The sequence below is a fragment of the Pseudomonas sp. FP2338 genome (assembly GCF_030687515.1).
Taxonomy (GTDB): domain Bacteria; phylum Pseudomonadota; class Gammaproteobacteria; order Pseudomonadales; family Pseudomonadaceae; genus Aquipseudomonas; species Aquipseudomonas salomonii.
In genome coordinates this window covers 5,165,559-5,187,200 of sequence record NZ_CP117436.1, presented here as the reverse complement: position 1 = coordinate 5,187,200, position 21,642 = coordinate 5,165,559, and the positions used below count along the sequence as shown (strand labels likewise).

Below are 21,642 nucleotides of genomic sequence, written 5' to 3'. Positions count from 1 at the left end.
GCAGTTCTCTAAACTCGCAGTTCAGCGGAGTAGTCATTGCGGCGCAGCTCTGCGACGAAGTCGTAGTAGTCGTTGCGGCAGTAGGTGTCGGTGATTTCAATCGGCGTGTTGTCGGCGGTGTAGCCGACCCGGGTCATCAGCAGCATGGCGGTGCCGGGGGCGATGCCGACCAGTTTGGCGAACTCATCGGAGGCATTGATCGCCTGGATATGTTGCAGTGCGCGCACCACCGGTTTGCCGATGCTTTCCAGGTATTCGTACAGCGAATTGCCGATGGCTTGCGGGTTTGGCAGCACGGAGGCGGGCATGGCGGTCATTTCAATTGCCATTACGGTGTCGTCAGCCTTACGCAGGCGTTTGAGCCGCGCCACTTTGTCGGTCGGCGACAGGCCCAGGCGGATCAGTTCTTCGTGGGTCGGCGGGGTGATGTCGCGCTCCAGCCACTGGGACGTGGGCACAAAGCCCTTGAGCCGCAACATCTCGCTGAACCCCGACAGGCGCGACAGCGGTTGCTCCAGACGCGGGGTGATAAAGGTCCCGGAACCCTGGCTGCGACGAATCAAGCCTTGGGCAAACAGCACTTCCAGGGCTTTGCGCGCGGTGACGCGGGAAATACTCAGTTGCTCACTAAGGACCCGTTCCGACGGCAAGGCCTGCTCGGATTTCCACTCGCCGGCATGGATCGCCGCTTCGAGCTTGCGGGCCAATTGCAGGTACAGCGGCGTGGACTGTTTGTCGTCAGGGCGCAGCGCCAGTATGGGATTCATCTGTCAGGTTTCCGATGCGTTATTGGAGTGTTGTCGCCCGGTATTGGCCGGAAATTAATACCACTTAAATACCATGTCAATGCAGCGAAAACAGTGCGGCAGCCTGTTTCAGCGCACATTAAGGGTGCCTGGTATCAAGTGGTATTAGAGAGGTCTTGAGTGCGCGCAGAATTGCGCAGCCCGCGGGGTGAACTGGTATTCACCGGCAGGCGCTGTCCTGGGCAGGATTTTTTTTGATTTATTTTTGACTTATTTTACGAGCGGTAGGCGATTACGGCCGAATCTCGATCAGGGTGCCGTCTTTGACCAGGTTCCACACTTCGCGCATGTCCACGTTGCGCATGCCGATGCAACCGTCGGTCCAGTCCAGGGTGTGAAACCACTGTTCCGGGTATTCCTCGGTGTCGGGGGTGCCGTGGATCATGATCATGCTGCCCGGTTTCACGCCCTCGCGGCGCGCGCGGGCCGAGTCGCTGATATTGGGGTAGGAGATGTGCATGGCCAGGTTGAAGCGGTCGCTGGTCTTGCGCCAGTCGATCCAGTAGAAGCCCTCTGGCGTGCGGCGGTCGCCTTCCATCAGTTTGGTGCCCTTGGGGTTTTTGCCGAGCGAGATGCGGTAGGTCTTGAGCGGTTTGCCGTCATTGATCAGTTGCAACTGATGGGCGGACTTGAGCACCAGGATTTTCTCGACCGGTTTGCCGCCGAGGGTTTCCACCGTGGAGGCCCAAGACAGGCTGGCGAACGACAGGCAGATCAGAGCGAGCAACCAACGCATTAAAACGGTTTCCCTTGTAGAAGGTGCTGCCTGGAGTTATTTGGCTGGCCGCGTCATCGGCGGCACTGACTCGCTGCGCACCGGGAACAGCTGTTGCCTGCGGTCAGCGAAGAAGCATTCTAAGGTACGCCCGACCGTGCGGAAAGCCAGCTCGGACCAAGGGATGTCGGCTTCATTGAACAGCTTCACTTCAAGGCTCTCGGGGCCTGCGGCGAAGTCCAGGTCAACCAGCTCGGCGCGGTAGAAGATATGCACCTGGCTGATGTGCGGCACATCGATCAGGGTATAGAGGCTCAGGTTGCGCACGCGGGCGCAGGCTTCTTCCAGGGTTTCGCGGGCGGCGGCCTGCTCCACGGTTTCGCCGTTTTCCATAAAGCCTGCGGGCAGGGTCCAGTAACCCAGGCGCGGTTCGATGGCGCGACGGCACAGCAGCACTTTGTCGCCCCACACCGGCACGGTGCCGGCGACGATATTGGGGTTCTGGTAGTGAATGGTCGAGCAGTGATCACACACGTAGCGCAGGCGGCCGTCGCCTTCGGGAATGCGTTGGGTAACCGGTTTACCGCACTGGCTGCAGAAATTCATGCTGGGGTTCCTGGAAAGTGCGTCTATCTTGGCTCGGTGGGCAGGGCCCTGCAAGTTGTCGTTTAGCGACACGCCAGTGGTTTTGGGGTTGGGCGCCCGCCTGCTTTGGTGCATGATGCATGGTAGCCAACAGATCGAGATGACTCATGCTGGACGAGCTACTTCGCCGGGTAAGCAATCACACCCCCCACACGTTGGAAACCGATGGGCGTTTCCCCGAGGCCGCGGTGTTGGTGCCGATTACCCGCAGCGACGAACCCGAACTGATCCTGACCCTGCGCGCCAGCGGCCTGTCGACCCACGGTGGCGAAGTGGCGTTTCCCGGCGGGCGGCGTGACCCCGAAGACCCGGACCTGATTTTTACCGCACTGCGCGAAGCCGAAGAAGAAATCGGCCTGCCGCCCGGTCTGGTGGAAGTGATCGGCCCGTTAAGCCCGTTGATTTCCCTGCACGGTATTCGGGTTACGCCCTACGTCGGTGTGATCCCCGATTACGTCGAATACCTGGCCAACGATGCCGAGATCGCCGCCGTGTTCAGCGTGCCGCTGGAGTTTTTCCGTCAGGACCCGCGCGAACACACCCACCGCATCGACTATCAGGGCCGCAGTTGGTATGTGCCCAGTTATCGATTTGGTGAATACAAGATCTGGGGGCTGACGGCGATCATGATCGTGGAGCTGATCAACCTGCTCTATGACGACGCCCAGATCAGCCTGCACCAGCCGCCTAAAAGCTTTATCAATATCTAAGCCATCGCTTGAATGGCCAGCCGTGAGGACACACCATGAAATACCGCCTGGGCGACGCCCGCGTCGAGACGCACCCGCACAGCTGGGTGGCGCCGAATGCCACGCTGGTCGGCAAGGTCAAGCTGGAAGAGGGCGCCAACGTCTGGTTCAACGCAGTATTGCGTGGCGATAACGAACTGATCCTGATCGGCAAGAACAGCAATGTGCAAGACGGCAGCGTGATGCACACCGACATGGGCTACCCGCTGACCCTGGGCACCGGCGTGACCATCGGCCATAACGCCATGCTGCACGGCTGCACCGTCGACGACTACAGCCTGATCGGCATCAACGCGGTGATCCTTAACGGCGCCAAGATCGGCAAACATTGCATCATCGGCGCCAATTCGCTGATTGGCGAGGGCAAGGAAATCCCCGATGGCTCGCTGGTGATGGGCTCGCCGGGCAAGGTGGTACGTGAGCTGACCGAGGCGCAGAAGCGCATGCTCGAAGCCAGCGCCGCGCACTATGTGCATAACGCGCAGCGCTATGCGCGTGACCTGGTTGAGCAGGAAGAATGAACCCGGTTGAACGCCCCGTCGCCTCGCCGTGCGTGAGCATTTGTGCGCTGGACGATGATGATATTTGTACCGGCTGCCAGCGTACGGTGGATGAGATTACGCGCTGGAGCCGCATGGACAATGCCGAGCGCCGGGTGGTGCTGGGGTTGTGCCATGAGCGGGCGATGGCGAGTGGGTTGGTGTGGATGATGCCGGGGAAGTCCGGCGCCTGAACTGTTGGAATGCTTCTTTTTGTGGCGAGGGAGCTTGCTCCCGCTGGGCTGCGAAGCAGCCCCACATCAGGCGACTGCATTTATTCAGCTATGCCGCAATCACCTGTATAAGGGCCGCTTCGTGCCCCAGCGGGAGCAAGCTCCCTCGCCACAGTGATTGTTTGTGCATTAACCTGTGCGGCATTACCCATAGGTCCCTCGCCCCATGCTCTTCCTGATCGCCTACATCAGCAGCGTCGTGCTGATCAACTTCGCTTTCTCCACCGCCCCGCACCTGGATGTCATCTGGTCCGCCTGGGGCGGCCTGGTGTTTATCCTGCGCGACATGGTGCAAACCCGTTTCGGCCATGGCGCGATCATCGCCATGCTGGCGGCACTGGTGTTGTCGTACATCACCTCCGACCCGTCCATCGCCCTGGCCAGCGCCACGGCGTTTGCGGTGTCCGAGTGCATCGACTGGCTGGTGTTCAGCATCACCAAGCGCCCGCTGCACGACCGCCTGTGGATAAGTTCGGCGCTGAGTATTCCCCTCGATACCTTTATCTTCTTCGGCCTGATCGGCGCGCTCACACCGGCAGTGGCCGGCACCGCGCTGGTGTCGAAATTTGCCGGGGTCACGGTGGTGTGGCTGATCATGGCTTGGCGCATGCGCAAACGGGCTGTCGCCAACTGAGGCCAATTTTTACAGTTCATGTAAAATGCCGGCCTTTCTCCCCATGATCCGCTCCCCTGAGGACCTGAGATGACCCGAATCGGAACTCCATTGTCGCCAACCGCGACCCGCGTTTTGCTGTGTGGCTGCGGTGAGCTGGGCAAGGAAGTGGTAATCGAACTGCAACGCCTGGGCGTTGAAGTGATTGCCGTGGATCGCTACGCCAACGCACCGGCCATGCAGGTGGCGCACCGCAGCCACGTGATCAACATGCTCGACGGCGCCGCCCTGCGTGCGGTGATCGAGGCCGAAAAGCCGCACTTCATCGTGCCGGAAATCGAAGCCATCGCCACTGCAACGCTGGTGGAACTGGAAGCCGAAGGCTTCACCGTGATCCCGACCGCGCGCGCCACCTCGCTGACCATGAACCGCGAAGGCATCCGTCGCCTGGCCGCCGAAGAGCTGGACCTGCCAACCTCGCCGTACCACTTCGCCGACACCTTCGAAGACTACAGCAAGGCCGTGCAAGACCTGGGCTTCCCGTGTGTGGTCAAGCCGGTGATGAGTTCGTCGGGCAAGGGCCAGAGCCTGCTGCGCAGCACCGACGATGTGCAAAAAGCCTGGGATTACGCCCAGGAAGGCGGGCGTGCCGGCAAAGGCCGCGTGATCATCGAAGGTTTTATCGACTTCGACTACGAAATCACCCTGCTGACCGTGCGTCACATCGGTGGCACCACGTTCTGTGCGCCAGTGGGGCACCGTCAGGAGAAGGGCGACTATCAGGAATCCTGGCAGCCGCAAGCCATGAGCCCGATTGCCCTGGCTGAATCCGAGCGCGTTGCCAAAGCCGTGACTGAGGCGTTGGGTGGCCGTGGCCTGTTTGGCGTGGAGTTGTTCATCAAGGGCGATCAGGTGTGGTTCAGCGAAGTGTCGCCGCGCCCCCATGACACCGGTTTGGTGACCCTGATTTCTCAGGACCTGTCGCAGTTTGCGCTGCACGCGCGCGCCATCCTGGGCCTGCCGATTCCGTTGATCCGCCAGTTCGGGCCTTCGGCTTCGGCGGTGATCCTGGTGGAAGGGCAGTCGACTCAGACGGCATTCGCCAACCTCGGTGCGGCCTTGAGCGAGCCGGACACGGCCTTGCGTCTGTTTGGTAAGCCAGAAGTGAAGGGGCAGCGCCGCATGGGTGTGGCGTTGGCGCGGGATGAGTCGATCGAGGCGGCCCGTGCGAAGGCTACCCGTGCTTCCAAAGCTGTTGTTGTAGAGCTGTAACCGAGGCGCGCCTTTCGCAGGCAAGCCAGCTCCCACATTTGAAATGTATTCACACATCAAACTATGTGAACCAGATCAAATGTGGGAGCTGGCTTGCCTGCGAAGGCGGTCTATCAGGTTACCTTGTTCAAATCATTATCCCGCGTCTCTTTCAGGCACAGCACAGCGATTAAGCTGAGCAACGCTGCCGCCGACACATACCCGCCGACATAACTCAGCCCACCCATCGCCACCAGCTTGGTTGCGAAAAACGGTGCGGCCGACGCGCCGACAATCCCGCCGAGGTTATACGCCGCCGAAGCGCCGGTATAACGCACGCGGGTCGGAAACAGCTCCGGCAGCATTGCGCCCATCGGGGCAAACGTGATGCCCATCAGGAACAGTTCCAGCGCCAGGAACAACGCCACCGCCCAGGTTGAACCGTGGGTCAGCAGCGGCTCCATGGTGAAACCCGACAAAATCGCCAGCACCGCGCCGACGATCAGCACCGGCTTGCGCCCGTAGCGGTCGCTGGCCAAGGCTGCCAGTGGCGTGGCCAGCCCCATGAACAGCACCGCAAAGCACAGCAAACCGAGGAACATCTCACGGCTGTAGCCCAGGGTCGAAACCCCGTAGCTCAGGGAAAACGCGGTGGTGATGTAAAACAGCGCATAGCACACCACCATCGACGCGGCGCCCAGCAGTACCGGCAGCCAATGCTGGCTGAACAGCTCCACCAGCGGCACTTTCACCGGCGCCTCTTTGGCCACGGCATTGGCGAACACCGGAGTTTCATGCAGCTTGAGCCGCGCATACAGGCCGACCATCACCAGCGCTGCGCTGAGGATAAACGGGATGCGCCAGCCCCAACTGCGGAACTGTTCGTCGTTGAGGCTCATGGCCAGGATCAGGAACAGGCCGTTGGCCGCCAAAAAGCCAATCGATGGGCCCAGTTGCGGGAACATGCCAAACCAGGCGCGCTTGCCTTTGGGCGCGTTCTCGGTGGCCAGCAACGCCGCGCCGCCCCATTCGCCGCCCAGGCCCAAGCCCTGGCCGAAGCGCAGCACACACAGCAGGATCGGCGCCCAGGCCCCGATGCTGTCATAACCCGGCAGCAAACCGATCAGCGTGGTGCACACGCCCATCAACAGCAGCGAGGCCACCAGCGTTGATTTGCGCCCGATGCGGTCGCCAAAGTGGCCGAACAGCGCCGAACCCAGCGGGCGGGCGATAAAGGCGATACCGAAGGTCAGGAACGACGCCAGCATCTGTGCGGTGCCGGAGGTCTGCGGGAAGAACACCGGGCCAATCACCAGTGCGGCAGCGGTGGCGTAGATATAGAAGTCGTAGAACTCGATGGCGGTGCCGACGATGCTCGCCGTGGCGACCCGTGCGGTCGAGTTGAGTGGGGCGGCGGTGGCGGCCTCGTTATAGGTGGTGCTCATTGAGGTATCCCTGACGGTCATTGCGCGTTTTTACGCGGATTTTTATTGGTCGAACACCCATGGATCAGGGTTGTAAGCGGGGCGGCTCGGGATGGGAGCAAACACCGGTCAGACACGGTAAGGCGGTGCCTGGACGCGCTGAGTGCGGGTAGCACGCGGTCGGGCGGGGCTTGGGTAAGCCGAGCCGATTATAGGAAGGGGTTTGCGGATCCAACAAGGGGGCGTTGGCAGGCAAATAATCTAAATGTGGGAGCTGGCTTGGGTGTGGGCAGGCTTGTGTGGGAGCTGGCTTGCCTGCGATGCAGGCGCCTCGGTCATTCAGTTGAACCGAGGTGATGCCATCGCAGGCAAGCCAGCTCCCACATTGGGCCGAGTAGTGTCAGGGGAAGTTATGCAGCCACCGGCACGCGGCTGGTATGCCAGATCAGCACCTTGCTCACGCGGTTGTCTTCGGTTTCGAGGATTTCCAGGCGATAGCGGCCGATTTTCAGGCACACCGCGCAGTCCGGAATAGTCTCCAGCGCCTCGGTGACCAGGCCGTTGAGGGTCTTGGGGCCGTCGCTGGGCAAGTGCCAGCCCAGGCTTTTGTTCAGTTCGCGGATCGAGGCGGCGCCGTCGATGATGTAGCGGCCATCAGGTTGGGCTTCGATGTGCGGGTTATCCACAGCCTGATCGCTTTCAAATTCGCCCACGATTTCTTCGAGGATATCTTCCAGGGTAACGATGCCCAGCACTTCGCCGTATTCGTCCACCACCATGCCCAGGCGACGTTGCTGTTTATGGAAGTTCAGCAACTGCAATTGCAGCGGCGTGCTCTCCGGCACGAAGTAGGGTTCGTGGCAGGCGGCGAGCAAGGCTTCTTTGGTCAGGCTGGCGTCGGGCAGCAGGTGCTGGATCTGGCGAGTGTTGAGCACCGCTTGCACCTGGTTGATGTCGCTGTGAAACACCGGCAGGCGCGTGCGCTGGGACGTGCGCAGTTGCTCGATGATCTCGTCGACCGAGTCATCCAGGTTGATGCCATCCACTTCACTGCGCGGCACCAGGATGTCGTTGACCGTGATGTTGTCCAGGGCGTGGATGCCGGGCAGGCCGGGCATGCGATTGTCGTTGGCCTCGGGCTCCGGTTCGTCGTCATGCTCGGGCAACGGTTCGTCGCTCTTTTTCACCACGCCGGATTTGCGCGCGAAGGGGCGCAACAGCAGCAGGCTGATGCCATTGAGCAGCCAGGCCAGTGGATAAAGGATTTTCAGCGGGACGCCCAGCAGCGTGTTACCGAAACCCAGCACGGCTTGGGGGTGACGAACGGCCAGCGCACGGGGCAGGTAGTCGGCGAGTATCAGCAGGATGGCGCAGGAAATCAGCCAGCCGAGCCACGGGCCGTTTTGCGCCCAGGCATAAATAGCCAGCAGCGTGCACAGAATCACCACGGCCGCGCGGCACAGGCTGTTGCACAGGATCAGGCTGTTACGTGGGAAGTTCAGGCGGGCGGCGGCCTTGTCCCCTTGGCGTGTGCCAGGGCGTATGGCCAGCAAGTGTTGTTGTGCCGCTTCGATGGCGGTAAACAGCGCCGCCCATAAGATCAGCAGGGCGATTACCGCGAGCATCGGCCCAAGGGGCAAGTTGTCCATTATTACTGCCCGTCAGATATGCAGGATGTATTCGCGAACCAGCTTGCTGCCGAAGTAGGCCAGCATCAGCAGGCAGAAACCGGCCAGGGTCCAGCGGATCGCCTTGTGCCCGCGCCAGCCGAGACGGTTACGCCCCCACAACAGCACGCTGAACACCACCCACGCCAGGCACGCCAGCAGGGTTTTGTGCACCAGGTGCTGGGCGAACAGGTTCTCGACGAACAGCCAGCCGGAGATCAGCGACAGCGACAGCAGCGTCCAGCCGGCCCAGAGGAAACCAAACAGCAGGCTTTCCATGGTTTGCAGCGGCGGGAAGTTCTTGATCAGCCCGGACGGGTGCTTGTTTTTAAGCTGGTGATCCTGCAGCAGTACGAGCAAGGCCTGGAACACCGCGATGGTGAACATGCCGTAGGCCAGGATCGACAACAGAATGTGCGCAAGGATGCCTGGTTCTTCGTCGATGACCTGCACGGTGCCGGTGGGCGCGAATTGCGCCAGCAGCACGGTGAGCATTCCCAGCGGGAATAACAGCACCAACAGGTTTTCGACCGGGATGCGGTAGCAGGCCAGCAGCGTCAGCGCGATGACGGCTGCGGCGATCAGGCTGGCGGCGCTGAAAAAGTCCAGGCCCAGGCCGACCGGCGTCATCAGGTGGGTGAACAGGCTCGCGGCGTGGGCCAGCAGGGCGACGACGCCCAGGCCTGCCAGCAGACGTTTGTCCGCTTTAGCGCCTTGGGCCAGACGAGTGCCCTGATAGAGAGTCGCAGCGGCATATAGAAGGGCGGCGGCGAGGCTGGGTAGCAAACTGGGTGACAAGGGGACCATAAATCCTGATAGACAAGCCCGAAAGGCGCTGAGTTTGGCACACACCTGCGCTGCACGAAAGACTCCCGGGCCAGACAGCGCGTGTGCAGCGGCGCAGTCTTCGCTATAATCCGCGACCTGCCCACGCCACAGGCGTGCTGAACGCTGTTTTTAACAGCGGTTTACCACAGCCTGGGCCGCCATTACCTCGGTCACCAATGCATTTCGATGAATAGGGCCTGAAAGGATCGCGCATGTTTGAAAACTTGACTGACCGTCTCTCGCAGACGCTGCGCCATGTCACCGGCAAGGCCAAGCTGACCGAGGACAATATTAAAGACACCCTGCGTGAAGTGCGCATGGCGTTGCTGGAAGCCGACGTGGCCTTGCCTGTGGTCAAGGACTTCGTCAACTCGGTCAAAGAGCGCGCTGTGGGCACCGAAGTGTCCCGCAGCCTGACGCCGGGCCAGGCTTTTGTGAAGATCGTCCAGGCCGAACTCGAAAGCCTGATGGGCGCAGCCAACGAAGACTTGAACCTCAGCGCCGTGCCACCGGCCGTTGTGCTGATGGCCGGTCTGCAGGGCGCGGGTAAAACCACCACCGCCGGCAAGCTGGCGCGCTTCCTTAAAGAGCGCAAGAAGAAGTCGGTGATGGTGGTATCGGCTGACGTGTATCGTCCGGCCGCGATCAAACAGCTGGAAATGCTCGCAGGCGAAGTGGGGGTGACCTTCTTCCCGTCCGACCTGAGCCAGAAGCCGGTCGACATTGCCAACGCGGCTATTAAAGAAGCCAAGCTGAAGTTCATCGACGTGGTTATCGTCGATACCGCCGGTCGCCTGCACATCGACGAAGAGATGATGGGCGAGATCAAGGCGTTGCATGCCGCGATCAACCCGGTCGAGACGCTGTTCGTGGTTGACGCCATGACCGGCCAGGATGCGGCCAACACCGCCAAGGCTTTCGGCGACGCACTGCCGTTGACCGGCGTGATCCTGACCAAGGTCGACGGTGACGCCCGTGGCGGTGCCGCGCTGTCGGTACGCGCCATCACCGGCAAGCCGATCAAGTTCATCGGTATGGGCGAGAAGAGCGAAGCGCTCGAACCGTTCCACCCGGAGCGTATCGCCTCACGCATTCTCGGCATGGGCGATGTGCTCAGCCTGATCGAGCAGGCCGAAGCCACGCTCGACAAAGACAAGGCCGACAAGCTGGCCAAGAAGCTGAAGAAGGGCAAGGGCTTCGACCTCGAAGACTTCCGTGACCAGCTGCAACAGATGAAGAACATGGGCGGTCTCGGCGGCCTGATGGACAAACTGCCGAACATCGGCGGTGTGAACCTGGCGCAAATGGGCAACGCCCAGGGCGCGGCAGAGAAGCAGTTCAAGCAGATGGAAGCCATCATCAACTCCATGACCCCGGCCGAGCGCCGCGACCCTGAGCTGATCAGCGGTTCGCGCAAACGCCGGATCGCCATGGGCTCCGGCACCCAGGTGCAGGATATCGGTCGCTTGATCAAGCAGCACAAGCAGATGCAGAAGATGATGAAGAAATTCTCCGCCAAAGGCGGAATGGCCAAGATGATGCGCGGCATGGGCGGTATGTTGCCCGGCGGCGGCATGCCAAAGATGTAAATAATTCGAGCGGGAGCCCAGCTCCTGCTCCGACCCACAAGGACGTGGGATCTCCAGCAAACCCGCGGTTAGCGGGAGCTGACTCGCCGTTTTAACCGACGGCTCTATAGCAGATCTGAGTGGCACGCTGATAGGCGCCAGAAAAAGACATTTGCAAAAGTCCGGATATTCCTTAGAATATGCGGCCTTTCGGGCACCTACGCCCGCTGTGCATTTAGATTTGCAGCACCGACTACAGGAACGATGTTCACATGCTAACAATCCGTCTTGCCCTTGGCGGCTCCAAAAAGCGCCCGTTTTACCACTTGACCGTAACCGACAGCCGCAACCCGCGCGACGGTTCGCACAAGGAACAGGTTGGTTTCTTCAACCCTGTTGCTCGTGGTCAAGAAGTTCGTCTGTCCGTGAACCAAGAGCGCGTAGCCTACTGGCTGAGCGTTGGCGCACAGCCATCCGAGCGCGTTGCAAAACTGTTGAAGGACTCGGCTAAGGCCGCAGCCTGAGCAATATGAACGCGACGCCAGCTGTTGCTGATGATTTGATCGTTATCGGCAAGATTTACTCTGTTCATGGCGTTCGCGGCGAAGTGAAGGTGTATTCCTTTACTGATCCGACTGAAAACCTGTTGCAGTACAAAACCTGGACGCTCAAGCGCGAAGGTAGTGTGAAACAGGTCGAGCTGGTCAGTGGGCGCGGGAGCGATAAGTTCCTGGTCGCAAAGCTCAAGGGTCTTGATGATCGTGAAGAAGCTCGTCTTCTGGCCGGTTATGAGATCTGCGTGCCGCGCAACCTGTTCCCTGAATTGACCGACGGCGAGTACTACTGGTACCAGCTGGAAGGTCTGAAGGTTATTGATCAACTGGGGCAACTGCTCGGGAAAATCGATCATCTTCTGGAAACCGGCGCCAATGATGTAATGGTGGTCAAGCCTTGCGCTGGCAGCCTGGATGATCGTGAACGCCTGTTGCCGTATACCGGGCAATGCGTGTTGGCCGTCGACCTGGTCGCGGGCGAGATGAAGGTGGAATGGGACGCGGACTTCTAAGCGTGGCTAATTTGCGCATTGAAGTGATCAGTTTGTTTCCCGAGATGTTTTCCGCCGTCAGCGAGTACGGCATCACCAGTCGGGCGGTGAAACAGGGGCTGTTGCAGCTTACCTGTTGGAACCCGCGAGACTACACGACGGATCGACATCACACTGTGGACGATCGCCCATTTGGCGGTGGCCCGGGCATGGTGATGAAGATCAAGCCCCTGGAAGATGCGTTGGTCGAGGCCAAGGCAGCAGCCGGGGAGAAGGCGAAGGTAATTTACCTGTCCCCTCAAGGCCGTCAGCTGAAACAGGCTGGCGTGCGCGAACTGGCGAATGAGGAGGCCTTAATCCTGATTGCCGGTCGCTATGAAGGCATTGACGAGCGTTTTATTGAAGCGCATGTCGATGAAGAGTGGTCGATTGGGGACTATGTCCTGTCTGGCGGCGAGCTGCCGGCGATGGTCCTGATAGATGCGGTTACACGACTGCTGCCTGGAGCTTTAGGGCATGCGGACTCCGCGGAGGAAGATTCCTTCACGGATGGTTTGCTGGATTGCCCGCACTACACCCGACCGGAGGTGTATGCGGATCAGCGTGTTCCCGACGTATTGCTAAGTGGCAATCACGCACACATCCGGCGTTGGCGTTTACAGCAGTCCCTTGGTCGGACCTATGAACGACGCGCCGATCTTCTGGAAAGCCGCTCGCTTTCTGGAGAAGAGAAGAAGCTGCTCGAGGAATACATCCTCGCGCGGGACGATAGTTAACAACGTATCGATGGTAGGTCCATTGACTTACCTTAGGAGCACAGCATGACTAACAAAATCATCCTTGCACTCGAAGCAGAGCAGATGACCAAAGAGATCCCTACCTTTGCCCCGGGCGACACTATTGTCGTTCAGGTGAAAGTGAAGGAAGGCGACCGTTCGCGTCTGCAAGCGTTCGAAGGCGTGGTAATCGCCAAGCGTAACCGTGGTGTGAACAGTGCTTTCACTGTTCGTAAAATCTCCAACGGTGTTGGCGTAGAGCGTACTTTCCAGACCTACAGCCCGCAAATCGACAGCATGGCCGTTAAGCGTCGCGGTGACGTACGTAAAGCCAAGCTGTACTACCTGCGTGACCTGTCCGGTAAAGCAGCTCGCATCAAGGAAAAACTGGCTTAAGTCCAGCTTCCCGATGCAGAAAAAAGCAGCCTACGGGCTGCTTTTTTGTGCCTGAAATTTGTCTATTTGCCGGTATTTGCCCATGACCACCCGCCTCGAAGAAATCCAGCGCCGCACCGACCTGTCCATGACCCACGTGACCAAAGCCGTGTTCCCGCCGACCACCAATCACCACAACACCTTGTTCGGCGGTACTGCGCTGGCGTGGATGGATGAAGTGTCGTTCATCACCGCCACGCGCTTTTGCCGCTTGCCACTGGTGACCGTGTCCACCGACCGTATCGACTTCAACCACGCGATCCCCGCCGGCTCCATCGTCGAGCTGATCGGCCGCGTCATCAAAGTGGGCAATACCAGCCTTAAGGTCGAGGTTGAAGTGTTCGTCGAGAGCATGAGTGCCGATGGCCGTGAAAAGGCGATCCAGGGCGTGTTCAGTTTTGTCGCGATTGATGCGGACAAGCGGCCAGTGCCGGTGCTGCCCGGGTTTGTGGACTGATCCGAGACCGCTATCGCAGCGATGCGGCGGCCCCACAAGCCAGCTCTCACATTTGATCGGTGTTGATCAGGCTATCGGGCAGCACACAAAACCCATGTGGGGGCTGGCTTGCCTGCGATAGGATCTAACAAACACTCCAGTAATTAGTTTGAGCCTCTATGCCCGCCATCGACCACCCTCTGATCGACCGCTTCCTCGACGCCCTGTGGCTGGAAAAAGGCCTGTCGGACAACACCCGGCAGGCCTACCGCAGCGACCTGGCCCTGTTCAATGGCTGGTTGCAGGAAAAACACCTCGAGCTGATCAATGCCGGCCGTGAGTTGATCCTCGATCACCTGGCCTGGCGTTTGGAACAGAACTACAAGCCGCGTTCCACGGCGCGATTTCTTTCGGGCGTGCGTGGGTTTTATCGCTATTTGCTGCGCGAAAAGCTGATTTCCGTCGACCCGACCCTGCAAATCGATATGCCCCAGCTCGGTAGGCCATTGCCTAAATCCTTGTCGGAAGCTGACGTGGATGCCTTGCTCGCCGCGCCCGATCTGAGCGAAGCCATCGGCCAGCGCGACCGCGCCATGCTGGAAGTCTTGTATGCCTGCGGCCTGCGCGTGACCGAGCTGATCAGCCTGACCCTGGAGCAAGTCAACCTGCGCCAGGGCGTGCTGCGCGTGATGGGTAAGGGCAGCAAGGAACGACTGGTGCCGATGGGCGAGGAGGCGATTGTGTGGGTCGAGCGCTATATGCGCGATGCGCGCCACGAGTTGCTCGGTGGCCGCCCCAGCGATGTGCTGTTCCCCAGTCTGCGCGGTGAGCAAATGACCCGCCAGACCTTCTGGCACCGCATCAAGCACCAGGCCAAAGTGGCCGGAATCGGTAAGGCGCTGTCACCGCATACCTTGCGTCATGCATTCGCCACCCATTTGCTCAACCACGGCGCGGATTTGCGCGTGGTGCAAATGCTGCTCGGCCACAGCGACTTATCCACAACCCAGATCTACACCCATGTGGCACGTGCACGTTTGCAGGACATGCACGCCAAGCATCACCCTCGCGGATAAAAACTGTCAGAAACGGCCCAATTTACCTGCCACAGTCTGCCCCCCGGCCCAACTGTGGTAGGCTTTGCCGGTTAGCAAAGGGGACGGCCACTGCCCGCGTTTCCAAGCGGAGTTCCACAGCCGTCCCTGCATCTGCCTTCAGGAGTTCCCATGCGCTTGACCCAGATTATTGCCGCCGCAGCGATTGCGTTGGTTTCCACCTTTGTTGTCGCCGATGACGCCGCCGAGCAAACCATTCGCAAGAGCCTGGCCAACCTGCAGCTCGACACCCCGATCGAAAGCATCAGCGCCAGCCCCATGGCCGGCCTGTATGAAGTCAAGCTCAAGGGCAGCCGTGTGCTGTACGCCAGCGCCGATGGCCAGTACATCGTCCAGGGTTACCTGTTCCAGCTTAAAGACGGCAAGCCGGTCAACCTGACCGAGAAAGCCGAGCGCCTGGGCGTGTCCAAGCTGATCAACGGCATTCCGGTGGCTGAAACCGTGGTTTACCCGGCCATTGGCGAGACCAAGACCCACATTACCGTGTTCACCGACACCACGTGCCCGTACTGCCACAAGCTGCACGCCGAAGTGCCTGCGCTGAACAAGGCCGGTATCGAAGTGCGCTACGTCGCATTCCCGCGCCAGGGCCTGGGTTCGCCGGGTGACGAGCAACTGCAAGCCGTATGGTGTTCGGCCGACAAGAAATCGGCCATGGACAAAATGGTCGATGGCAAGGAAATCAAGGCAGCCAAATGTGCCAACCCGGTTTCCAAGCAGTTCGCCCTCGGCCAGTCGATCGGCGTGAACGGTACACCGGCCATCGTTTTGGCTGACGGCCAAGTGATTCCGGGCTACCAGCCGGCGCCACAAGTTGCCAAACTGGCGCTCAGTGCCAAGTAAACCAGCATCGTCGAACCTTTGACGATCATGGCCCGCCGACCGTTCGACGGGCCATCAAATTGAAAGCCGCAGTTGTGCGGCTGTTTTCCACGGCCGACCTAGCGTCGGCCGTTTCATGGGGAGTTCTTCAGTGAAACCGGTCAAAGTAGGCATCTGTGGGTTAGGGACCGTCGGTGGCGGCACCTTCAACGTACTTCAGCGTAATGCTGAAGAAATTTCCCGCCGTGCAGGGCGTGGGATTGAAGTGGCGCAAATTGCCACGCGTACGCCAAAGCCTCAGTTCCAAACGACCGGTATTGCGATTACCAACGATGTCTTCGCCGTGGCCACCAACCCTGAAATCGATATCGTCATCGAGCTGGTCGGCGGCTATACCGTGGCCCGCGACCTGGTACTGCTGGCCATCGAGAATGGCAAGCACGTGGTCACCGCCAACAAGGCGTTGATCGCCGTGCACGGCAACGAGATTTTTGCCAAGGCGCGCGAGAAGGGCGTGATCGTTGCGTTCGAAGCCGCGGTGGCCGGTGGCATCCCGGTGATCAAGGCGATCCGTGAAGGCCTGTCCGCCAACCGTATCAACTGGGTGGCCGGCATCATCAACGGCACCGGCAACTTCATCCTCACCGAAATGCGCGAGAAGGGCCGCACCTTCGAAGACGTGCTGGCCGAAGCCCAAGCCTTGGGTTACGCCGAAGCCGACCCGACCTTCGACGTGGAAGGTATCGACGCAGCGCACAAGCTGACCATTTTGGCATCCATCGCCTTTGGTATCCCGCTGCAGTTCGACAAGGCCTACACCGAAGGCATCACCAAGCTGACCACCGCCGACGTGAACTACGCCGAAGCCTTGGGCTACCGCATCAAGCACCTCGGTGTGGCGCGCAGCACCCCGGCCGGTATCGAGTTGCGTGTGCACCCGACGCTGATCCCGGCCGACCGCCTGATCGCCAACGTCAATGGCGTGATGAACGCCGTGATGGTTAACGGTGACGCCGCAGGTTCCACCTTGTTCTACGGCGCCGGCGCCGGCATGGAGCCGACCGCTTCGTCGGTGATCGCCGACCTGGTGGACGTGGTTCGCGCCATGACCAGCGACCCGGAAAACCGCGTGCCGCACCTGGCCTTCCAGCCGGATTCGCTGTCGGCCCACCCGATCCTGCCGATCGAAGCCTGCGAGAGTGCCTACTACCTGCGCATCCAGGCCAAGGATCACCCAGGCGTGTTGGCCCAGGTGGCGAGCATTCTCTCGGAGCGCGGCATCAACATCGAGTCGATCATGCAGAAGGAAGTCGAGGAACAAGACGGCCTGGTGCCGATGATCCTGCTGACCCACCGCGTGCTCGAGCAGCACATCAACGATGCCATTGCCGCGCTTGAAGCGTTGCAGGGCGTGGTTGGGCCGGTGGTGCGCATCCGTGTTGAACACCTGAACTAATCGTTTAGCGGCAAGGGCCCCACAGGTTCGGCGGCCCTTGTTCAGAATGCTCTAGAGGAGCCAGTCATGCGTTATATCAGCACCCGCGGCCAGGCACCGGCCCTGAACTTCGAAGACGTTTTGCTCGCCGGCCTTGCCACTGACGGCGGCCTGTACGTGCCGGAAAACCTGCCTCGTTTCACTCAGGAAGAAATCGCTTCGTGGGCCGGCCTGCCGTACCACGAACTGGCGTTCCGGGTGATGCGCCCATTCGTCACCGGCAGCATTCCGGATGCCGATTTCAAAAAGATTCTGGAAGAGACCTATGGCGTGTTTTCCCACAACGCCATCGCGCCACTGCGCCAACTGAATGGCAACGAATGGGTATTGGAGCTGTTCCACGGCCCGACCCTGGCCTTCAAGGACTTCGCCCTGCAACTGCTCGGTCGCCTGCTCGACTACGTGCTGGAAAAGCGCGGCGAGCGCGTGGTGATCATCGGTGCCACCTCCGGTGATACCGGCTCGGCGGCCATCGAAGGTTGCAAGCACTGCGAAAACGTCGACATCTTCATCCTGCACCCGCACAAGCGTGTATCGGAAGTGCAGCGTCGGCAGATGACCACCATCTTTGGTGAGAACATCCACAACATCGCCATCGAAGGCAACTTCGATGACTGCCAGGAAATGGTCAAGAACAGCTTCGCTGACCAGAGCTTCCTCAAAGGTACGCGACTGGTTGCGGTGAACTCGATCAACTGGGCGCGGATCATGGCCCAGATCGTCTACTACTTCCACGCCTCCCTGCAGTTGGGCGGCCCGGCGCGTTCGGTGTCGTTCTCGGTGCCGACCGGCAACTTTGGCGACATCTTCGCCGGTTACCTGGCGCGCAACATGGGCCTGCCGATCAACCAGTTGATCGTCGCCACCAACCGCAACGACATCCTGCACCGCTTCATGAGCGGCAACCAGTACGTCAAGGAAACCCTGCACGCCACGCTGTCGCCGTCGATGGACATCATGGTTTCGTCGAACTTCGAACGCCTGCTGTTCGACATGCACGGTCGCAACGGTTCGGCGATTGCCGGCTTGATGGACACCTTCAAAAGCGGTGGCGGTTTCAGCGTTGACGAAGAGCGCTGGACCGAAACGCGCAAGCTGTTCGACTCCCTGGCCGTGGACGATGCGCAAACCTGCGAAACCATCGCCGAGGTCTACGCGCAGACCGGCGAGCTGCTCGACCCGCACACTGCCATCGGTGTGAAGGCCGCACGCGAATGCCGTCGCAGCCTGGACATCCCGATGGTGATTCTGGGCACCGCCCACCCGGTCAAATTCCCGGAAGCGGTGGAGAAGGCCGGTGTTGGCAAGGCGCTGGAACTGCCTCAGCACCTGGCTGACCTGTTCGAGCGCGAAGAGCGCTGCACCGTGCTGGCCAATGACCTGAAAGCCGTGCAGGCGTTCGTCAGCCAGCATGGCAATCGCGGCAAGCCACTCTGACCCGCCGGTTGTTGCGCAGCAGATCAAGCCCGTCTTCGTGACGGGCTTTTTCATTCTCGCAATAGAGGGTGTGCCCGCTCGTCACGCGCCAGCCCATCAGGAAAATCGGGCGGTCCTCGGCAAGGACGGTGCGCAGTGGCGCTCCAGACGCGGCTTTCAAGGCAGGCGCCGAGGGTCATCCTGGGGTTCCAGCCTGTGGGTGGTTGTTTTCTCTCTGTCATCTTTGCCGTGCATGCTCGATTGACTCGGGCAGGTGACGACACAAAAGGTCGAACTTTCTGCTGCGGGCACGGGTCACTTGAATGTCAGCATCTTAGTGACATTTTTGTTTTTCGAACTTTATTCGAATGATTGAGTGGTGATCGAGATGGAAAGTATCAGCCTATTGCTCGAAGAAGCACTGAGCCCTTATCAGGTTACGTTGACCACCTCGGGTGTGCAGGACGAGTGCCTGGTGACCGTGAAGAATCCGGCTGGCGCCATTGTCGTGGAGCGGGAAGTCGATCGGGCGCAATTGACGGATAAGCGCGTGCTGGTGGATGTGGTCGATTGCCTGCTGCGCGACCTTAAAATCGCCGAAGGGCGCCTGGAACCCTCGGTGATTGCCGCCTTGCGCAACGCCGCACAGACTCGCGGCAGCGCGATCGCATGAAGAATTGTTTAATTGGCGAAACTTCCTACGCCATGCCCGGTCAGATTTTTTAACAACAAGAGCAAACATTGTGCTCCGGTGTTTGTGGCTTGTTGTACTGGTCTTTGTAGGCCACGTTTAACCCCGAAGTGTCTCCCCACTCTTCGGGGTTTCTTTTTGCCTGGGATTTACCCCGCAAAGGCTCAAGGCTCGGGAGCGTCGAGGAAGAAACTCGGGTTATCCGACAAATACTGGTCACGCATTGCAGGGTCCAACCACGAAGCGTAGGACTGTTGCACCTGTTCCTGTGGGATCTCACCCAATGCCCGATCGATTCGTTGCATGGCCTGGCGACCTTGCGGCGTGTTGGAGCAACCGATATGCGTGTGCTGGTAAGGCGCTGAATCCTTGATGGGAAAGAACAGCAGGTCCTCGGCCGCGATCCCCTGTTGCCGGGCGTGATAGCTTATTTCCGGCGGGTAGCCCAGCACTGCCTCCAGCCGCCCCAGACGCTGCATCTGCAACAGGCTGCCCAGGGCGTCATTGCCATAATGCAGGGCCAGGGTGTGCGGGTCAGCGTGCTTTAGCTGTTCATCGACGGCGGGGCCATAGCTGCGTTCGGCAGTCGCGCCGATACGCGCCTTGTGGGCGTTGAGAAAGGCTTGCAGGTCAAACTGACCCTCGACGATATAGGGCGCCATGGCCGCCTGTTGGCTGCGCTGGATCGTCACGCCATTGCTGACCACCACGAATGCCTGGGCGGAAAACACCACGTACTGGGCGCGCTCCGGCGTCCACAGCAGTGATGGGTCACAGGTCAGGGACTGAGCCCGCAGCATTTGAATGCCGCGCGCGCGATTGACGTGCATCACTTGATGACGGTACTCAGGCAAGTGTTCCCTGAGCATTGGCAACAGCTGGTCGAGTGCGCCCTGGTTTTTTTGCGGGCCTTCGAAGATGGTCAATGGCGGCAAGTCGCGCAGCAGCCAGGTCAGCGTGTCCTCGGCCTGCGCCGAGAGCGGGCAGCCGAGCAACGTGCTTACAAGCAGCAAGCGGATGTACGGGCGAACCATCAGATCGCGCCATCCTCACGCAAACGGGTGATGGCGGCGGCGTCGTAACCCAGCTCATTGAGCACCGTGCTGTTGTGCTCACCCAACTGCGGCCCAACCCATTCGCAACTGCCTGGCGTCTCGGAGAGCTTGGGCACGATGCCGGGCATTTTGAAGTCCTTGCCACCTGGCAATTGCGCCTTGAGGAACATCTCCCGGGCCAGAAACTGCGGGTCGCCGAGCATGTCTTCGGCACTGTAGATACGGCTGGCGGGCACTTCGGCTTTGTTCAACTGCTCGATCACTTGCTCCAGCGGCAGCGAGTTGACCCAGCGATCAATCACCCCGTAAAGCTCGTCACGGCGGCTGTCCCGCCCGTCATTGCTGGCCAGTGCCGGGTCATTGGCCAGGTCGTCGCGGCCGATGGCGCTCATGAAGCGCTTGAAGATCGCATCGCCATTGGCGCCGATCTGCACATGCTTGCCGTCGGCACTGGTATGAATTGAAGAAGGCGTGATGCCGGGCATGATGTTGCCGGTGCGCTCGCGGATAAACCCGAACACATCGAACTCCGGGATCATGCTTTCCATCATCGCGAAGATAGCTTCGTACAGCGCCACATCCACCACTTGGCCGAGCCCGCCGTTGACCTCGCGGTGCCGCAGCGCCATCAGCGCGCCGATCACTGCCCACAGGGCGGCGATGGAGTCGCCGATGGAAATTCCGGTGCGCACTGGCGGGCGGTCTTCGAACCCGGTGATATAACGCAAACCGCCCATGGACTCGCCCACCGCGCCAAAGCCCGGCTGGTCTTTCATCGGCCCGGTCTGGCCAAAACCGGAGAGGCGCACCATCACCAGCTTGGGGTTCAGCGCGTGCAGGGTTTCCCAGCTCAAACCGAGTTTTTCCAGTACACCGGGGCGGAAGTTTTCGATCAGGATGTCGGCGTCCGCCAGCAGCTGCTTAAGAATCGCCAGGCCATCCGGGTGTTTGAGGTTCAGGGTCAGCGACTTTTTATTGCGCGCCTGCACAAACCACCACAGCGACGTGCCTTCGTACAGCTTGCGCCACTTGCGCAGCGGGTCGCCGCCATCGGGGGATTCGACCTTGACCACTTCGGCACCGAACTCGGCGCAAATGCGTGAGGCAAACGGGCCGGCGATCAGGGTGCCCAGTTCGATGACTTTCAGGCCGGCGAGCGGTTTGGCATTAAACGACATGAGGATCCTTAGCAAGCAGGGGCGGTGGTGTCATGCCTTTTAACATAGGCGAGCGGCCCAGGGATAAGCATGATGCAGCGCAGTATTCGTTCAATGGCTGCCCCATCGGTTAGACTGGCGACCTTTCCCTGTCTTTAGAA

Annotated in this window: 24 protein-coding genes; 16 read left to right on the top strand and 8 right to left on the bottom strand. The window is 60.2% G+C overall.

Annotation, left to right across the window (positions count from 1 at the left end; genetic code table 11):
• Nucleotides 1-8: 8 nt before the first annotated feature.
• From PSH96_RS23490 to PSH96_RS23480, 3 genes are all read right to left on the bottom strand, one after another.
• Entirely contained in the window at nt 9-767 is a 759-nt protein-coding gene (locus PSH96_RS23490; protein ID WP_099549346.1) for a GntR family transcriptional regulator, read from the bottom strand.
• A 271-nt stretch (nt 768-1,038) separates the two neighbouring features.
• Entirely contained in the window at nt 1,039-1,542 is a 504-nt protein-coding gene (locus PSH96_RS23485) for a murein L,D-transpeptidase family protein (protein ID WP_065930385.1), read from the bottom strand.
• Nucleotides 1,543-1,578: 36 nt separating this feature from the next.
• Nucleotides 1,579-2,127 (bottom strand): NUDIX hydrolase, encoded by a 549-nt coding sequence (locus tag PSH96_RS23480; protein ID WP_305455420.1) that lies wholly within the window; start codon nt 2,125-2,127, stop codon nt 1,579-1,581.
• A 146-nt stretch (nt 2,128-2,273) separates the two neighbouring features.
• On the opposite strand from PSH96_RS23480, the gene PSH96_RS23475 reads away from it, so the two are divergent.
• The 5 genes from PSH96_RS23475 to purT all read left to right on the top strand — a co-directional run bounded on the left by PSH96_RS23475 (nt 2,274) and on the right by purT (nt 5,572).
• The gene (locus PSH96_RS23475; protein ID WP_056858702.1) at nt 2,274-2,876 is read left to right on the top strand and encodes a CoA pyrophosphatase; all 603 of its coding nucleotides are present in this window, start codon (nt 2,274-2,276) and stop codon (nt 2,874-2,876) included.
• 35 nt (nt 2,877-2,911) lie between these two features.
• Complete coding sequence (locus PSH96_RS23470) at nt 2,912-3,436, top strand: gamma carbonic anhydrase family protein (RefSeq protein WP_071485746.1); 525 nt, start codon at nt 2,912-2,914, stop codon at nt 3,434-3,436.
• The gene (locus tag PSH96_RS23465; RefSeq protein ID WP_138449462.1) at nt 3,433-3,648 is read left to right on the top strand and encodes a DUF1289 domain-containing protein; all 216 of its coding nucleotides are present in this window, start codon (nt 3,433-3,435) and stop codon (nt 3,646-3,648) included. Before PSH96_RS23470 ends, PSH96_RS23465 begins: the two co-directional genes overlap by 4 nt.
• 205 nt (nt 3,649-3,853) lie before the next feature.
• The gene (locus PSH96_RS23460) at nt 3,854-4,321 is read left to right on the top strand and encodes a VUT family protein (RefSeq protein ID WP_056858699.1); all 468 of its coding nucleotides are present in this window, start codon (nt 3,854-3,856) and stop codon (nt 4,319-4,321) included.
• Between the two features lie 69 nt (nt 4,322-4,390).
• On the top strand, nt 4,391-5,572 hold the full coding sequence (gene purT / locus PSH96_RS23455; protein WP_305455413.1) for a formate-dependent phosphoribosylglycinamide formyltransferase: 1,182 nt from the start codon (nt 4,391-4,393) through the stop codon (nt 5,570-5,572).
• Between the two features lie 113 nt (nt 5,573-5,685).
• Here purT and PSH96_RS23450 read toward each other — a convergent pair whose 3' ends face one another.
• The 3 genes from PSH96_RS23450 to PSH96_RS23440 form a co-directional block, all read right to left on the bottom strand.
• Complete coding sequence (locus tag PSH96_RS23450) at nt 5,686-6,996, bottom strand: MFS transporter (protein WP_056858698.1); 1,311 nt, start codon at nt 6,994-6,996, stop codon at nt 5,686-5,688.
• A 389-nt stretch (nt 6,997-7,385) separates the two neighbouring features.
• Nucleotides 7,386-8,624, bottom strand: coding sequence for a transporter associated domain-containing protein (locus PSH96_RS23445; protein ID WP_236369991.1), 1,239 nt, complete (start codon nt 8,622-8,624; stop codon nt 7,386-7,388).
• Between the two features lie 12 nt (nt 8,625-8,636).
• Complete coding sequence (locus PSH96_RS23440) at nt 8,637-9,449, bottom strand: inner membrane protein YpjD (RefSeq protein ID WP_370694311.1); 813 nt, start codon at nt 9,447-9,449, stop codon at nt 8,637-8,639.
• A 233-nt stretch (nt 9,450-9,682) separates the two neighbouring features.
• On the opposite strand from PSH96_RS23440, the gene ffh reads away from it, so the two are divergent.
• The 11 genes from ffh to PSH96_RS23385 all read left to right on the top strand — a co-directional run bounded on the left by ffh (nt 9,683) and on the right by PSH96_RS23385 (nt 19,251).
• Entirely contained in the window at nt 9,683-11,059 is a 1,377-nt protein-coding gene (gene ffh / locus PSH96_RS23435) for a signal recognition particle protein (protein WP_003193965.1), read from the top strand.
• 251 nt (nt 11,060-11,310) lie between these two features.
• Nucleotides 11,311-11,562, top strand: coding sequence for a 30S ribosomal protein S16 (gene rpsP, locus PSH96_RS23430; RefSeq protein WP_003175899.1), 252 nt, complete (start codon nt 11,311-11,313; stop codon nt 11,560-11,562).
• Between the two features lie 5 nt (nt 11,563-11,567).
• Nucleotides 11,568-12,104, top strand: a complete 537-nt coding sequence (gene rimM, locus PSH96_RS23425; protein ID WP_135292032.1) for a ribosome maturation factor RimM — start codon at nt 11,568-11,570, stop codon at nt 12,102-12,104.
• Nucleotides 12,086-12,859 (top strand): tRNA (guanosine(37)-N1)-methyltransferase TrmD, encoded by a 774-nt coding sequence (trmD, locus tag PSH96_RS23420; protein WP_305455403.1) that lies wholly within the window; start codon nt 12,086-12,088, stop codon nt 12,857-12,859. Before rimM ends, trmD begins: the two co-directional genes overlap by 19 nt.
• 45 nt (nt 12,860-12,904) lie before the next feature.
• Entirely contained in the window at nt 12,905-13,255 is a 351-nt protein-coding gene (rplS, locus tag PSH96_RS23415) for a 50S ribosomal protein L19 (protein ID WP_003175895.1), read from the top strand.
• Between the two features lie 82 nt (nt 13,256-13,337).
• Nucleotides 13,338-13,751: an acyl-CoA thioesterase gene (locus PSH96_RS23410; protein WP_305455401.1), complete on the top strand. Its 414-nt coding sequence runs from the start codon at nt 13,338-13,340 to the stop codon at nt 13,749-13,751.
• Nucleotides 13,752-13,909: 158 nt separating this feature from the next.
• Complete coding sequence (gene xerD / locus PSH96_RS23405) at nt 13,910-14,806, top strand: site-specific tyrosine recombinase XerD (protein ID WP_305455399.1); 897 nt, start codon at nt 13,910-13,912, stop codon at nt 14,804-14,806.
• Between the two features lie 150 nt (nt 14,807-14,956).
• Nucleotides 14,957-15,688: a thioredoxin fold domain-containing protein gene (locus PSH96_RS23400; RefSeq protein WP_058422696.1), complete on the top strand. Its 732-nt coding sequence runs from the start codon at nt 14,957-14,959 to the stop codon at nt 15,686-15,688.
• 130 nt (nt 15,689-15,818) lie between these two features.
• Nucleotides 15,819-17,123, top strand: a complete 1,305-nt coding sequence (locus PSH96_RS23395) for a homoserine dehydrogenase (protein ID WP_056858691.1) — start codon at nt 15,819-15,821, stop codon at nt 17,121-17,123.
• A 66-nt stretch (nt 17,124-17,189) separates the two neighbouring features.
• Complete coding sequence (gene thrC / locus PSH96_RS23390; RefSeq protein WP_056858690.1) at nt 17,190-18,599, top strand: threonine synthase; 1,410 nt, start codon at nt 17,190-17,192, stop codon at nt 18,597-18,599.
• Nucleotides 18,600-18,966: 367 nt separating this feature from the next.
• The gene (locus PSH96_RS23385; RefSeq protein ID WP_305455396.1) at nt 18,967-19,251 is read left to right on the top strand and encodes a DUF3509 domain-containing protein; all 285 of its coding nucleotides are present in this window, start codon (nt 18,967-18,969) and stop codon (nt 19,249-19,251) included.
• Between the two features lie 182 nt (nt 19,252-19,433).
• On the opposite strand, the gene PSH96_RS23380 is transcribed toward PSH96_RS23385, so the two are convergent.
• Both PSH96_RS23380 and PSH96_RS23375 read right to left on the bottom strand, forming a co-directional pair.
• Nucleotides 19,434-20,303: a TIGR02285 family protein gene (locus PSH96_RS23380; protein WP_305455395.1), complete on the bottom strand. Its 870-nt coding sequence runs from the start codon at nt 20,301-20,303 to the stop codon at nt 19,434-19,436.
• Nucleotides 20,303-21,502, bottom strand: coding sequence for a CaiB/BaiF CoA-transferase family protein (locus tag PSH96_RS23375; protein ID WP_058422699.1), 1,200 nt, complete (start codon nt 21,500-21,502; stop codon nt 20,303-20,305). The genes PSH96_RS23380 and PSH96_RS23375 overlap by 1 nt, the downstream gene beginning before the upstream one ends.
• Between the last annotated feature and the right edge of the window lie 140 nt (nt 21,503-21,642).

What these genes read in the sequence shown, in the direction of transcription:
- PSH96_RS23490 (WP_099549346.1), bottom strand. Translation starts at nt 767, where the DNA reads ATGAATCCCATACTGGCGCTGCGCCCTGACGACAAACAGTCCACGCCG.
- PSH96_RS23485 (WP_065930385.1), bottom strand. Translation starts at nt 1,542, where the DNA reads ATGCGTTGGTTGCTCGCTCTGATCTGCCTGTCGTTCGCCAGCCTGTCT.
- PSH96_RS23480 (WP_305455420.1), bottom strand. Translation starts at nt 2,127, where the DNA reads ATGAATTTCTGCAGCCAGTGCGGTAAACCGGTTACCCAACGCATTCCC.
- PSH96_RS23475 (WP_056858702.1), top strand. Translation starts at nt 2,274, where the DNA reads ATGCTGGACGAGCTACTTCGCCGGGTAAGCAATCACACCCCCCACACG.
- PSH96_RS23470 (WP_071485746.1), top strand. Translation starts at nt 2,912, where the DNA reads ATGAAATACCGCCTGGGCGACGCCCGCGTCGAGACGCACCCGCACAGC.
- PSH96_RS23465 (WP_138449462.1), top strand. Translation starts at nt 3,433, where the DNA reads ATGAACCCGGTTGAACGCCCCGTCGCCTCGCCGTGCGTGAGCATTTGT.
- PSH96_RS23460 (WP_056858699.1), top strand. Translation starts at nt 3,854, where the DNA reads ATGCTCTTCCTGATCGCCTACATCAGCAGCGTCGTGCTGATCAACTTC.
- purT (WP_305455413.1), top strand. Translation starts at nt 4,391, where the DNA reads ATGACCCGAATCGGAACTCCATTGTCGCCAACCGCGACCCGCGTTTTG.
- PSH96_RS23450 (WP_056858698.1), bottom strand. Translation starts at nt 6,996, where the DNA reads ATGAGCACCACCTATAACGAGGCCGCCACCGCCGCCCCACTCAACTCG.
- PSH96_RS23445 (WP_236369991.1), bottom strand. Translation starts at nt 8,624, where the DNA reads ATGGACAACTTGCCCCTTGGGCCGATGCTCGCGGTAATCGCCCTGCTG.
- PSH96_RS23440 (WP_370694311.1), bottom strand. Translation starts at nt 9,449, where the DNA reads ATGGTCCCCTTGTCACCCAGTTTGCTACCCAGCCTCGCCGCCGCCCTT.
- ffh (WP_003193965.1), top strand. Translation starts at nt 9,683, where the DNA reads ATGTTTGAAAACTTGACTGACCGTCTCTCGCAGACGCTGCGCCATGTC.
- rpsP (WP_003175899.1), top strand. Translation starts at nt 11,311, where the DNA reads ATGCTAACAATCCGTCTTGCCCTTGGCGGCTCCAAAAAGCGCCCGTTT.
- rimM (WP_135292032.1), top strand. Translation starts at nt 11,568, where the DNA reads ATGAACGCGACGCCAGCTGTTGCTGATGATTTGATCGTTATCGGCAAG.
- trmD (WP_305455403.1), top strand. Translation starts at nt 12,086, where the DNA reads ATGGGACGCGGACTTCTAAGCGTGGCTAATTTGCGCATTGAAGTGATC.
- rplS (WP_003175895.1), top strand. Translation starts at nt 12,905, where the DNA reads ATGACTAACAAAATCATCCTTGCACTCGAAGCAGAGCAGATGACCAAA.
- PSH96_RS23410 (WP_305455401.1), top strand. Translation starts at nt 13,338, where the DNA reads ATGACCACCCGCCTCGAAGAAATCCAGCGCCGCACCGACCTGTCCATG.
- xerD (WP_305455399.1), top strand. Translation starts at nt 13,910, where the DNA reads ATGCCCGCCATCGACCACCCTCTGATCGACCGCTTCCTCGACGCCCTG.
- PSH96_RS23400 (WP_058422696.1), top strand. Translation starts at nt 14,957, where the DNA reads ATGCGCTTGACCCAGATTATTGCCGCCGCAGCGATTGCGTTGGTTTCC.
- thrC (WP_056858690.1), top strand. Translation starts at nt 17,190, where the DNA reads ATGCGTTATATCAGCACCCGCGGCCAGGCACCGGCCCTGAACTTCGAA.
- PSH96_RS23385 (WP_305455396.1), top strand. Translation starts at nt 18,967, where the DNA reads ATGGAAAGTATCAGCCTATTGCTCGAAGAAGCACTGAGCCCTTATCAG.
- PSH96_RS23380 (WP_305455395.1), bottom strand. Translation starts at nt 20,303, where the DNA reads ATGGTTCGCCCGTACATCCGCTTGCTGCTTGTAAGCACGTTGCTCGGC.
- PSH96_RS23375 (WP_058422699.1), bottom strand. Translation starts at nt 21,502, where the DNA reads ATGTCGTTTAATGCCAAACCGCTCGCCGGCCTGAAAGTCATCGAACTG.